This is a genomic window from uncultured Arthrobacter sp. (assembly GCF_902805515.1).
In the GTDB taxonomy this organism is placed as follows: domain Bacteria; phylum Actinomycetota; class Actinomycetes; order Actinomycetales; family Micrococcaceae; genus Arthrobacter_D.
Genome location: NZ_CADCTE010000077.1, coordinates 1 through 12,255, shown reverse-complemented (window position 1 = coordinate 12,255; position 12,255 = coordinate 1). Strand labels below are relative to the sequence as shown.

General features: G+C 70.2%; 10 protein-coding genes. 8 read left to right on the top strand and 2 right to left on the bottom strand.

Annotated elements, in window-relative coordinates; translation table 11 throughout:
- Positions 1–165: 165 nt before the first annotated feature.
- The 5 genes from QZX79_RS06755 to QZX79_RS06735 all read left to right on the top strand — a co-directional run bounded on the left by QZX79_RS06755 (position 166) and on the right by QZX79_RS06735 (position 5,388).
- Positions 166–1,170 carry a proteasome assembly chaperone family protein gene (locus QZX79_RS06755; protein ID WP_294566456.1) on the top strand — a complete coding sequence of 335 codons (1,005 nt, stop codon included), beginning with the start codon at positions 166–168 and terminating at the stop codon, positions 1,168–1,170.
- A gap of 199 nt (positions 1,171–1,369) precedes the next feature.
- Positions 1,370–2,152 carry an SDR family oxidoreductase gene (locus tag QZX79_RS06750; RefSeq protein ID WP_294566450.1) on the top strand — a complete coding sequence of 261 codons (783 nt, stop codon included), beginning with the start codon at positions 1,370–1,372 and terminating at the stop codon, positions 2,150–2,152.
- A gap of 100 nt (positions 2,153–2,252) precedes the next feature.
- On the top strand, positions 2,253–2,474 hold the full coding sequence (locus QZX79_RS06745; protein ID WP_294566447.1) for a hypothetical protein: 222 nt from the start codon (positions 2,253–2,255) through the stop codon (positions 2,472–2,474).
- Positions 2,471–4,225 (top strand): ABC transporter ATP-binding protein, encoded by a 1,755-nt coding sequence (locus QZX79_RS06740; RefSeq protein ID WP_294566444.1) that lies wholly within the window; start codon positions 2,471–2,473, stop codon positions 4,223–4,225. Before QZX79_RS06745 ends, QZX79_RS06740 begins: the two co-directional genes overlap by 4 nt.
- Before the next feature lie 11 nt (positions 4,226–4,236).
- Positions 4,237–5,388, top strand: a complete 1,152-nt coding sequence (locus QZX79_RS06735) for a winged helix DNA-binding domain-containing protein (RefSeq protein ID WP_294566441.1) — start codon at positions 4,237–4,239, stop codon at positions 5,386–5,388.
- A 29-nt stretch (positions 5,389–5,417) separates the two neighbouring features.
- Here the strand turns inward: QZX79_RS06735 and QZX79_RS06730 are convergent, their stop codons facing one another.
- Positions 5,418–6,674 carry an MFS transporter gene (locus QZX79_RS06730; protein ID WP_294566453.1) on the bottom strand — a complete coding sequence of 419 codons (1,257 nt, stop codon included), beginning with the start codon at positions 6,672–6,674 and terminating at the stop codon, positions 5,418–5,420.
- Between the two features lie 373 nt (positions 6,675–7,047).
- Between QZX79_RS06730 and QZX79_RS06725 the strand changes: the two genes are divergently transcribed.
- Positions 7,048–8,391 (top strand): DUF4192 domain-containing protein, encoded by a 1,344-nt coding sequence (locus QZX79_RS06725; protein WP_294566438.1) that lies wholly within the window; start codon positions 7,048–7,050, stop codon positions 8,389–8,391.
- Between the two features lie 272 nt (positions 8,392–8,663).
- The gene (locus QZX79_RS06720) at positions 8,664–9,887 is read left to right on the top strand and encodes an RNA polymerase sigma factor (protein WP_294566437.1); all 1,224 of its coding nucleotides are present in this window, start codon (positions 8,664–8,666) and stop codon (positions 9,885–9,887) included.
- 171 nt (positions 9,888–10,058) lie between these two features.
- On the opposite strand, the gene QZX79_RS06715 is transcribed toward QZX79_RS06720, so the two are convergent.
- Complete coding sequence (locus tag QZX79_RS06715; RefSeq protein ID WP_120169620.1) at positions 10,059–10,280, bottom strand: hypothetical protein; 222 nt, start codon at positions 10,278–10,280, stop codon at positions 10,059–10,061.
- Positions 10,281–10,546: 266 nt separating this feature from the next.
- Here QZX79_RS06715 and QZX79_RS06710 point away from each other — a divergent pair.
- Positions 10,547–12,255: type IIA DNA topoisomerase subunit B (locus QZX79_RS06710; protein ID WP_294566434.1), on the top strand; the 1,709-nt coding region annotated here is incomplete at its 3' end.

Here is a 12,255-nt window from a genome sequence, read left to right as displayed (position 1 = left end):
ATCCCGCCGGGCATCCCGCCGGCCGGGGCCGGTCCGGGCCTTCATCGGAGCCTGTCGGATTCCCCTGTGTCGGCGGTGCGGAATGTTGGATGCGCCCACGGTGTTGAGAGAATCAGCAGAGTAGTTGGAACCCCGATGGCGCGCCCGCGCCGGCTGCCTCGGGAAATGCAGGAGGAAATGATGCTTGATCCACGGACACTGTTCAGCCTCAGTACCACCGTCGACCCCGAGCGGCTGCACGGGCTGCCCCTCTTGGCGGGCCTGAACGGCTTCCTCGACGCAGGGCAGGTCATCTCGCAGGTCAGTGAGGAACTGCTGGAGACCCTCGACTCGGAGCTCGTCGCCGTGTTCGACACCGACCAGCTCATCGACTACCGCAGCCGACGTCCCCGGATCCTCTTCGAGGAGGACCACTTCACCGACTACCAGGCGCCGCGGCTTGAGCTGCACCTGCTTCATGACGGGCTCGGCGAGCCGTTCCTGCTGCTGGCGGGACTCGAGCCGGACCTGCAGTGGGAACGCTTCGTCAGCGCCGTGCAGCTCCTCATCGAGGACTTCGACGTCTCGCTCGTCGCCTGGATCCACTCGGCCCCCATGGCGGTGCCCCACACCCGGCCCATCGGCGTGACCGCCCACGGGAACCGTCCGGACCTGACCGCCGGGATGAACGCCTGGCGGCCCACGGTTCAGGTCGACGCCTCGGTGGGCTCCCTGATGGAGATGCGGCTGATGGAAGCCGGCGTCGACGTCGTCGGGCTCGTGGTTCACGTGCCGCATTACCTTGCCGAGGCCGAATACCCGCCCGCTGCCGTCGCCGCCCTCGAACACCTGGGTGCCACAGCGGAGCTCATGCTCCCCACCGACCGGCTGCGGGAGACCGGCCGGGTCGTTGAGCGGCAGATCGCCCGCCAGGTGAGCGGGTCGGCCGAGGTGCAGTCGGTCGTGAACTCCCTCGAGGAGAATTACGACGAGCGCACCGCCAGCGTCGAGCGCCGCTCACTGCTGGTGAAGGAGAACAGCGAACTGGTAAGCGCCGACGAACTCGGCGCCGAGGTCGAGGCCTACCTGGCCAGCCCGCAGGCCGAAGAGGAGTCAAGCCTGCTGCTCGGCGGCGCGCTGGACGACGACGAGGATCAGGGCGATGCCACCGATCCCTTCGGCAAGCGCTGAGGCTGAGCAGGCCTTCAATTTAGCGTCGCCATCGAGTTCAGAACCAAAGGGCGCCGGGTCCGGAAGGACCCGGCGCCCTTTGCGTTAACTCTCCGCTGAGATAACGCTGTGTCCCGGTCCTGTGTTCTGCCCGCAGCGGCGCCTAGAGTGGCGTCATCCGGCCGCAGGGGCCCGGAGTTCCAAGCGGCAGGGGGGCGTGGTGCGCAGGGTAGCGGTTGTAGGTGGAACGGGAGCCGTCGGGTCCCTGGTCACGCGGTATCTCCTCGAGGAAGGGCACGAGGTCGTCGTGCTCTCCCGTTGCGGCAGGCGGCCGGACTCTCCGGAGGGGCCGCAGTACCGCCGGGCCGATGTGTCGACGGGGGAGGGCCTGCAGGAGGCGCTGCGCGGGTCTGAGGCGCTGATCGACGTGACGAACGCGAAGCTCCGTGCCGCCCAGCAGGGAACCTTCGTCGGCGGCGCGGCGAGACTGCTGGAGGCCGCCGCCGCCGAAGGGGTGGGCCGGGCGGTCCTGCTGTCGATCGTCGGGATCGACAGGTCGCCGCTGGCCTACTATCAGGCCAAGCTCGCCCAGGAAAAGGCCTACCTCGGCGCGGGACTTGACACCTGCATCCTGCGTGCCACCCAGTTCCATTCCTTCGTTGAAGCCCTTCACTCCTCCCTGCGGCGGGTGGGGCTCTGTCCGTACTTCTCCGGCGCCCGCTTCCAGACCATCGATCCCGACGCCGTCGCCCGCCGGCTCGTCGAACTCGTTCCGGCGGATACGACCGGACAGGCGCGTGAGGTGGCCGGGCCCGAAGTCCGCACGGCCCGCGAGTATGCCGCCGACTACCTGCGCGTTCCCGGCCGCCGGGGCCTGGCGCTCCCGCTGCCGCTCCCCGGGGCCGCGGGAAAGGCCTTCCGGCAGGGGATCAATATTCCGTCCGACCCGCTGGTGCTCGGCTCCACCTACGCCTCGTGGACCGCTGCCGCCGGGCGCCCCTGACCCCGGCCGCTCTCCCTTCGGACCTCTCTTTCCATGTCAACATTCCTTGACACGATGCTCGTAGTCAATCTATGTTGACACCATGAGAGTGGAGGACATGATGGACCTTGTAAGGACCGCCGCGGCGGATGACGATCCGCGATCGGGCCTCGCGGCCGCGGCAAGGCTTCGGCAGGAACTCGAACGCGTCGAGGCAGTCCAGGTCCGGCGCGCCCGGGCCCGCGGGCTGACCTGGGAGCAGATTGCCGGGCCCCTCGGCGTGACCCGGCAGGCTGTGCACCGCAAGTACGGCGGGCGGGGGCTGCTGGGACGCCGGCAGTGAGCACCGAAGTCCCGGAGCGGCGGGCCTCCTTCGCCGAGTTCCTGCCCTACCTGCGCGGACACGTGAGCCTGCTCGTGGCCGCCGGAGCGGTTTCCCTGGTCGCCACCGCCCTTGCCCTGCTGCAGCCGCTCATGGTCCAGCAGCTCATCAACGCCGTCGGCGCGGGCACCGGCTGGACTCCCTTCCTGTGGCTGCTCGTGGCGATCACCCTCGGACAGGCGGTCTTCAGCGCCGGCCAGTCCTACCTCCTGCAGCGCACCGCCGAATCCGTCGTGCTCGGCGTCCGCCGCTCCCTCGTCGGCCAGCTGCTGCGCCTGCCGGTCCGTGAGTTCGACGCACGGCGCGTGGGGGACCTGATGTCCCGGGTCGGATCGGACACCACGCTCCTGCGCAGCGTCATCACCTCGGGCCTCTTCGAGATCGTCTCCTCGGTGCTCATGTTCGCCGCCGCGGTGGTGCTGATGATCCTTCTCGACCCCCTGCTCTTCGGCATCACGGTCACCGCGGTGCTGGGCGGCGCCGCGTGCGTCGTGCTGCTGGGATCGCTGATCCGCAGGCGGAGCCGACAGGTGCAGGAGGCGGTCGGCGCCATGGCGGCCGCCGTGGAGCGCGGCCTCTCCGGCATCCGCACCATCAAGGCCGCGGTCGCCGAGGACCGCGAAGCGGCCCTGATCGACCGGGAGGCCGTAGGCGCCTACCGCGCCGGGGTGGCGGCGGCAAAACTGCAGGCCGTCGTCGAGCCGATCATGTCGATCTGCATCCAGGGCGCTTTCATCGTGGTCCTCACGGTGGGCGGCGTCCGGGTCGCCGACGGGTCCCTGGCCCTCGGCGACCTCCTGGCGTTCATCCTCTACCTGTTCCTCCTGGTGCTGCCCATCGGATCCGCCCTGGGCGCCTTCGTCCAGATCCAGGCGGGCCTGGCGGCCCTCGACCGGATCCAGGAGGTCGCCCGGCTGGAGCCCGAAGCCGGCGATGAGGACGGCCTCGCGCCCGGACGCACCGCGTCCACGGCGCCGGAGGTCCGGTTCGACGCGGTGTCCTTCGGGTACGACGACGGCGGCGAACCGGTCCTCGCGGACCTCAGCTTCTCGGTCCCCGCCGGCAGCCGGACCGCGATCGTCGGACCCTCGGGCGCCGGGAAGTCGACGGTGCTCGGGCTCCTCGAGCGCTTCTACGAGCCCACCGGGGGAACGATTACCTATGACGGCGTGCCCCTGGCGGCCATCCCGCGCAGGGAGCTGCGCTCCCGCCTGGGCCTCGTCGAGCAGGAGGCGCCGGTGCTCAGCGGCACGCTCGCCGACAACCTGAGGATCAGCGCCCCCGACGCCACCTCGGCCCGGATGGTCTCCGCGCTGGAATCGGTGGGACTGGGCGAGCTGGTGGAGCGCTCGGAGACGGGCCTGGGGCTCAACCTCGGCGAGGACGGCGTCCGGCTCTCCGGCGGACAACGCCAGCGCCTCGCCTGGGCACGGGTGCTCCTGGCGGACCGGCCGGTCCTGCTGATGGATGAACCCACCTCCGCCGTCGACTCGCGCACGGAGCAGCTGCTGCAGCGGACCCTCAGCGGGGCCGCGCGGAGCCGGACCGTCGTCGTCGTCGCCCACCGCCTCTCGACCATCGCCGACTTTGACCGGATCCTGGTGATGGACCGCGGGCGGGTGGTGGCCTCAGGCACCCACGCAACCCTCGTTCAAAGCAGCGCGCTGTACCGGGACATGGCCGTGCGCCAGCGCCTGGTCCAGCACGCCTGACGGGAACCTCCGTGGCGGCCCGGACGGGGGACGATCTTCGGCGGTTCCGGATGCGCTCGCACCTGCTCGACGGGACCGCCTCCGGCGGCGCCCCCGGAACCGTGCGCCGGATGCTCGCCGTCCAGGCACAGAACCTCTCGGGGGCCCGGTGGAGCCTGGGCCTGCGCACCCCGGGCCTGACCGACGCGGCGCTCGCCGACGCCCTCCGTCGAGGGACGATCGTGCAGACCTGGACGATGCGCGGAACCCTCCACCTCACCGCACCGGCTGACGCGCCCTGGCTGCTGTCCCTGCTCGGCCCGCGCGCCTGGAGCGGCCGGGGGAAGCTCTGGCGGGATACCGGCCTCACCGAAGCGGTGTTCGCGAAAGCCGCGGACGTGCTCGGTACGGCGCTCGAGGGAACAGCCCTGCCGCGAAGCACCGTCCTGCGCCTGCTCGAGGACGCCGGCATACCGACCGGCGTCCAGCGCGGTTCCCACATTCTGCGCTACCTCGCCGAGACGCAGGTGGTCATCATCGGGCCGCCGCAGGGCCGCACCCAGACCTTCGCGTTGTTCCGGGACCGGATCCCGGCGGTGGAGCCGCCCGGGCGGGAGGAGGCGCTGGCCCGGCTGGCGTTGCGCTACATTTCCGGCCACGGGCCCGCCACGGCCCGCGACCTCGCCTGGTGGAGCGGACTGACCCTTGCCGACTCACGGCTCGCCCTCCACCTCGCCGCACCGGACCTGGCGGTCCTGTCTGCAGACGGGGAGCAGTCCTCAGTCGACCCGTCCTATGTCGACCCGTCCTCTGTCCACCCGTCCTCTGTCGAACCGGCGGTGCTCGACGCCCGGTCCGGAGGGCCGGCGACGGCGCACCTGCTTCCCGGCTTCGATGAGTACACCATCGGGTACGCGGACCGGACGCTCGTGCTCGAGGAGCGCCACCGCAGCGCCGTCGGCCCGGCGGTGAACGGGCTGTTCCGTCCGGCCCTGGCGGTTTCAGGCAGGATCCGCGGAACCTGGGAGCAGGAGATCCGCGGCGGCTCGGTCCGCCTCAGGGTTGCGCCATTTCCCGGGGAGGCGCTCCCCGGCGCGGCCGGGGCAGCGGCCGTGCGCGCCGCGGCGGACCGCTACTCGCGGTTCCTCGGGCTGCCCGTGATGCTCGATGGTGTCGACGGGTAGCTGCTCCGGAGCGGGCTGACCGCGCCGCGTCAGGACCCGCCGGCCCGCGGCGCATCGGCCGGTTCGAGGGCGCTCCCCGCCGGCGCCCGCCCCGTCAGTGTTCTCCCCTTCAGTGCCCGGACGCCGGTCCAGACAACCACCACGCCCACCAGCCCGGTCACGGTGAGCCCGAGCCCGGAATAGCCAAGCGCGGTCAGGAGGGGGCCCGCGAGCGCCCCACCCAGCGCTCCGGCCGCGTTCATCGAAAGATCGGAGACCCCCTGGACGGCGGCCCGGTCCGGGACGGTCACCGACTCGGCGACGAGAGCCGAGCCCGAGACCACGGCGGCCGACCAGCCCAGGCCGAGCAGGATGAGGCTGACAGTGACCGCTGCCCCGGATTCGGCGCCGGTCCAGGCGAGGATCAGGGCGCCGAACAGCAGGGCCTGGCCCACGAGGATTCCGGCGATCCTTCCGGCGCGGTCGGCCAGCCAGCCGAACACTGGGGAGAAGGCGAACATCCCGGCGACATGGAGGCTGATGGTCAGCCCCACGACGGCCAGGCTGGCCCCGTGGTCCCGCAGGTGCACCGGCGTCATTGACATCAGGGCCACCATCGCGGCGTGGCTGCAGGCGATGGCGAGGACGGCGTAGCGGGCCAGGGGGTTGCCGCGGAGAGCGGCAAGGCCGCCCCTGCGGCGAACGGGACCCGGCGTCGTGCCGCGCAGGGCGAGGGAGCTCAGCAGCGGGTCCGGCCGAAGGCAGACCGCGTAGACGGCGGCGGCGGCCGCCTGGGCGACCGCAGAGAACACGAAGGCTCCGGAGAGCGGAGGCAGGCCGAGGAGGGCGCCGAGCGCTTCGCCGGGTTCGAACAGGTTGGGGCCCAGGACCGCGCCGATGGTTGTGAACCAGACGACGAGGGAGAGGTCGCGGCCGCGGGTGGCGTCGGAGGCGAGGTCCGTCGCGGCGAACCGCGCCTGGAGGTTCGTCGCGGAGCCGGCGCCCAGCAGCAGCAGGGCGAGCAGGAGCAGGGGAAACTGGGATACCGCCGCTGCGGTGATGGCCAACACCGCTCCGGCCCCCGCGATCAGGGCGCCGGTCGACAGGGAGATCCTGCGGCCGGACCGCTGGGCCAGCCGGGCCAGGGGAACGGCGAGGACCGCCGCGCCGAGGGTGCTCATGGTCGCTGCCATCCCGGACCAGGAGCTCGACCCGGAGAGGTCGGCGGCCAGCAGCGCACCGAGGGACAGGGTGGCGCCCATGCCGATGCCGCCGAGGACCTGGGCGCCGGCCAGCACCCGCACCACCCGGCGCTGGTCGCGGGCATTCCTGCCGCCTGCCGGCTCCGCGTTGGTGGCGCCGTCGGCCGTCTCCGCCCCGGTGCCGCCTGCCGTCTCCGCGGTAGTGTCACCTGCCGGCTCCGCCCCGGTGCCGCCTGCCGTCTCCGCGGCCGTGCCGGCGGACTCTGGACGCCGTTGTCCCCGCTGGGGGAGCTTCCTGTTCACCCACCCAGTAATACCACCGGACCACCCCTTTCCCTCAGGTGAATGGGCTCCGGTTTTTCCCTCCCGGACTTGAAGGGGCCCGGGCTGCGCGGGGCAGGGCGGAAACCGCGCAGGAGTTGTCCACTTAACCGGACCCGTGCGGACGGGCAGCAAGGGGGCGGCGCAGGCTGGCACCATGACCAGCGACCCGGAACGGCTGCACCTCGGCACCGCAGCCGACCTCCTGTCCTACATCCCGCATGCCATCGGCTTCCTTCCGGTCGAGAGCCTGGTGGTGCTGATGCTGTCGGGCGGCCGGGTCGGCGCCACCCTGCGGGTCGACCTGCCGGGTGCCGGCGCCGAGGCAGGCAGCTACGCCGAGGGAGTGGCGGCCATCCTGGCGTCCGACACGGCGGCCGACGGGGCGGTGATGATCCTCTACACGGATGCCCGGTGGTCCGAACCGGGGCGGCCACCCTACGGCCGGATGGTGCGCGAACTCGAGCGGACCCTGAGGGCGGCGGGAACCCCGCTGCGCGACGGCTGGGTCGTCTCGGGAACGGCCTGGCGTGAATACTTCTGTGCCGACACCCGGTGCTGCCCCTGGCCGGGCCGGCCGCTTGCGGAGATCAGCGACAGCACCGCCAGCGCCGAACTGGTGCTGCGGGGAAGCTCCTTCTCGCCATCGGTGGAGACGGCCGCCGCGCTGCCGCCGGGGCCCGCGGAGGCGGGGGAGCCGTCCGTCGAGGCGCTCGCGGCCTCCTACCGCCGCCGGTGCGTGCGCACCTGGACCACCGCCTCCCAGTTCCGGGCCACCCTGCTCGTCTGGGACCATTTGCTGAGCGGCCGGCGGCCGCCGCTGGGCCGGCAGGAGCACGAGACGGCGGCCTTCCTGCTGGCGGGCCTCTCGTGCAAGGCCATCCGCGATTCGGTGCTGGTGCTTGCCGGGTGTGGCCTGGAGGCAGCCGAGCAGGGAGCACGCGCCTGCGGAGCCGTGGGGGATCCGGGTCTTCCGGAAATGGCGCCGGTGGTGCCCAGTGCCGCCGCCGGAGGGCCCCTGGCACTGGAGGCACCCGGGGGACGCGAGCCGGGTGGCAGCCGGGGTGGCGCCCAGCGCGCTCGCCGGGGCGGCGGCCCGTACGCTGCCCGAGACCGTGAATCGATCGGTTTCATTAGCAGTGGGCCGCCCCCTGCGGGGGAGCGGGATGGAGCCTGCCGGCGCTACACCGACTTCCTGGTGGGGCGTTCCTCCGAGGCGCCGCGGTGGGACACCCTCGACGCCGCGCACGATCTCCTCCTCCGCCTCGCCGCCCTCTCCGCGGGCGAGTCCCAGGCGGCGGTGCATTCAATGCTTGGATGGATCGAGTTCGCCCGTGGCCGTGGATCCCTCGCCTATGTATATCTTGAGCGCGCCGAACGCGCCTGCCCCGGCTACCGGCTGGCGGGGCTCCTTAAGGAACTCATCCTCCGCGGCGGACTCCCGGAATGGGCGTGCCGCGCGGATACGGCGTGGAGCGGCCGGCGCGCGCGGCCGGGGTGATTGGACACCCTCCGAGGGGCCCGGAAATTCACGCCCACCCCAAAGCGTGAGACAATGAACGATGAGACCCGGTGGGGTCCGCGCATCACATGGAGGCCTGCGGGGCTCCGGTGCCTGCCGAACACGGCAGGCCCGGAATAGTCCCGCACCCGGAGGAAGTTCCTATAAGGAGCTGACCCTCGGTCTTCGTCTGAACCAAGGCGCGGACTTGACAGGGTCATAGTGGTGTTGTCCCCTTGATGGCACCGCAAACCGCGTATGAAAGGTTCTCTGTGTCGGTTAAGAAGACAGCAGCCCCGGTTTCAGCGGAAGCCGGTACCACCACCACCAAGCGCAGAGCCGCACCCAAAAAGGCTGCCTCAAAGGCTGCAGCAGCCAAGACTCCGGCGAAAGCATCAACGGATGCCGCAGTGGCCGTCGACCCGGTCGACGAGCCTGTGGAGTCCATCGTGGATGCCGCGGTGGAACCGGACGCCGACGAAATCAAGCCCGACCCCGCCGAGGCGGAGGTCGGAACGAGCACCGGTTTCGTCTACTCCGATGCCGACGACGACGACGCACCTGCCCAGCAGGTCGTGTCCGCCGGCGCGACTGCGGACCCGGTCAAGGACTACCTCAAGCAGATCGGCAAGGTTGCGCTGCTCAACGCCGAGCAGGAAGTTGACCTCGCGCTGCGGATCGAGGCCGGACTGTTCGCCGAAGAGAAGATCGCCGCGGACCCGGACATGGATCCGAAGCTGCGCCGTGAACTCGAATGGGTCATCCACGACGGAAAGCGCGCCAAAAACCACCTGCTCGAGGCCAACCTCCGGCTCGTGGTCTCCCTGGCCAAGCGTTACACGGGCCGCGGAATGCTCTTCCTCGACCTCATCCAGGAAGGAAACCTGGGCCTGATCCGTGCGGTCGAGAAGTTCGACTACACCAAGGGCTTCAAGTTCTCCACCTACGCCACCTGGTGGATCCGCCAGGCGATCACCCGCGCCATGGCCGACCAGGCCCGCACCATCCGTATTCCGGTCCACATGGTCGAGGTCATCAACAAGCTCGCCCGCGTGCAGCGCCAGATGCTCCAGGATCTGGGCCGCGAGCCCACCCCCGAGGAGCTGGCACTCGAGCTCGATATGACCCCTGAGAAGGTCGTCGAGGTCCAGAAGTACGGCCGCGAGCCCATTTCGCTCCACACCCCGCTGGGCGAGGATGGCGACTCGGAGTTCGGTGACCTCATCGAGGACTCCGAGGCCGTGGTTCCCGCCGACGCCGTCAGCTTCACGCTGCTCCAGGAACAGCTCCACTCGGTGCTCGACACGCTCTCCGAGCGCGAGGCCGGCGTCGTCGCCATGCGGTTCGGCCTCACCGACGGGCAGCCGAAGACTTTAGACGAAATCGGCAAGGTCTACGGTGTGACCCGCGAGCGGATCCGCCAGATCGAATCGAAGACGATGTCCAAGCTGCGCCACCCGTCGCGCTCACAGGTGCTGCGGGACTACCTCGACTAGCACCCGGGCATGCGGGCCGTCCCCGGCCCGCATGCCAGGCGTAAGAGCAGACATAGGAAAGGCCCCCTCCGGAGAGGGGGCCTTTCCTATGTGCTTATCGAGACTGTACTTATTGGGACGGGTGACCGGCGTACCGGCCACGCTGCACGCGGCGGACGGGCCGCGGGCATATCAGTCTTCTGAAACGACCGGCTTCTCGCGGAGCCGCTCGGTCTCGTCCTGCCACTCGGAAGTGAGCGGCCGCAGGTTCGCTTCGACGGACCGTGCATGGTGTCCGCAGAAGAGAAGCTCTCCACCGGAGGTTGAAAGGACTGCGCGCACGTAGGCCTGGGCTCCGCAACGGTCGCAGCGGTGCTGGGCGGTAAGTTCTCGGGTTGCTACTGCAGTACTCATGAATGCCTCCTCATGTGGATCGTGTATTCATATAACCATTATTCGTTGCCGTTTCTTCGCAGGGTGGGTTTTCTTTCGCTCCCGGCGTACGGGGGGCCCGCCTTGACACTGCCGGAGGTGCCCGGGATCACAGCCGGGCCCGCAGGCCCGGCCGGGCCTGCGCGGCGATGTCGGTGCCGGGTAATAAGCTTGACCCTGGTGTCCAGCGGCCGATTCCGGGCGCTGGGTTCCTCACTCCAGCCACGCGTCAAGGAGATCACCCCAACGTGACCCCACTCAGTTCCGACTACACCGCACGCCATCTCTCGGTCCTCGAGGGCCTTGAGGCCGTCCGCAAGCGGCCGGGGATGTACATCGGCTCGACGGACTCCCGCGGGCTGATGCACTGCCTGTGGGAGATCATCGACAACTCGGTCGACGAGGCCCTGGCCGGGTTCGGCCAGAGCATCACCGTGATCCTTCACGCCGACGGGTCGGTCGAGATCCACGACGACGGCCGCGGCATCCCGGTGGACGCCGAGCCCAAGACCGGGCTCAGCGGCGTCGAGGTCGTCTTCACCAAGCTCCACGCCGGCGGCAAGTTCGGCGGCGGCTCCTACACCGCCTCCGGCGGCCTCCACGGCGTCGGCGCCAGCGTCGTCAACGCGCTCTCGGCCCGGCTCGACGTGTACGTTGACCGCGGAAGCAAGACCTACAAGATGTCCTTCCGCCGCGGTGAGCCCGGCCGCTTCCTGGACGGGAAGACGATCTCGCCCACGGCGGAGTTCGAGCCCTTCCTCGACAGCTCCCGGCTCGACGTCGTCGGCACCACCAAGCGCGGCGTCACCGGCACCCGCATCCGCTACTGGGCCGACCGGCAGATCTTCACCCCCGACGCGAAGTTCTCCTACGAGGAGCTCGAGACCCGCGCCCGGCAGACCTCCTTCCTGGTCCCGGGCCTGCGGATCACCCTGCGCGACGAGCGCCGCATCCCCGGCACCCCCGGCGAGGCCGGACCGGTCGAACAGGTCTTCCAGCACGACGGCGGCATCTCCGAGTTCGCCGAGTTCCTCGCCGTCGACGCCGCCGTGACCGACGTGTGGCGCATCCACGGCTCGGGCCGGTTCAAGGAATCCGTTCCCGTCCTGGACGAGCGCGGGCACAGCCAGATGGCCGAGGTCGAACGGGACTGTGAGGTCGACATCGCGCTGCGCTGGGGCATCGGCTACGAGACCACCATGCGCAGCTACGTGAACATCATCGCCACCCCCAAGGGCGGCACGCACCAGAGCGGGTTCGAGCAGGCCCTGCTGAAGACCTTCCGCAAGGTGATCGAAGCCAACGCCCGCAAGCTCAAGGCCGGCAATGACAAGATCGAGAAGGACGACGTGTTCGCCGGCCTCACCGCCGTCCTCACCGTCCGCCTGGCCGAACCGCAGTTCGAGGGCCAGACCAAGGAGATCCTCGGCACCTCCGCGGTGAAGGCCATCGTGGCGAAGGTCGTGGAGAAGGAGATCACCGCCCGGCTGAACTCCACCGCACGCGCCGACAAGGCCCAGTCCGCGCTGCTGCTGGAGAAGGTCGTCGCGGAGATGAAGTCGCGCATCTCGGCCCGGGTGCACAAGGAGACCCAGCGCCGCAAGAACGCCCTGGAGACCTCCTCAATGCCCAGCAAGCTCGCCGACTGCCGCATCGACGACCCCGAACGCTCCGAACTGTTCATCGTCGAGGGTGACAGTGCCCTCGGCACGGCGAAGCTCGCCCGGTCCTCGGACTACCAGGCGCTACTGCCCATCCGCGGCAAGATCCTCAATGTGCAGAAGGCCTCGGTGGGCGACATGCTCTCCAATGCCGAGTGCGCGGCGCTGATCCAGGTGGTCGGAGCAGGCTCCGGGCGCAGCTTCCAGCTCGATGCCCGGCGCTACTGCAAGGTGATCCTCATGACGGACGCCGACGTCGACGGCGCCCACATCCGCACCCTGCTGCTGACCCTGTT

What these genes read in the sequence shown, in the direction of transcription:
- QZX79_RS06755 (WP_294566456.1), top strand. Translation starts at nt 166, where the DNA reads ATGCAGGAGGAAATGATGCTTGATCCACGGACACTGTTCAGCCTCAGT.
- QZX79_RS06745 (WP_294566447.1), top strand. Translation starts at nt 2,253, where the DNA reads ATGGACCTTGTAAGGACCGCCGCGGCGGATGACGATCCGCGATCGGGC.
- QZX79_RS06725 (WP_294566438.1), top strand. Translation starts at nt 7,048, where the DNA reads ATGACCAGCGACCCGGAACGGCTGCACCTCGGCACCGCAGCCGACCTC.
- QZX79_RS06715 (WP_120169620.1), bottom strand. Translation starts at nt 10,280, where the DNA reads ATGAGTACTGCAGTAGCAACCCGAGAACTTACCGCCCAGCACCGCTGC.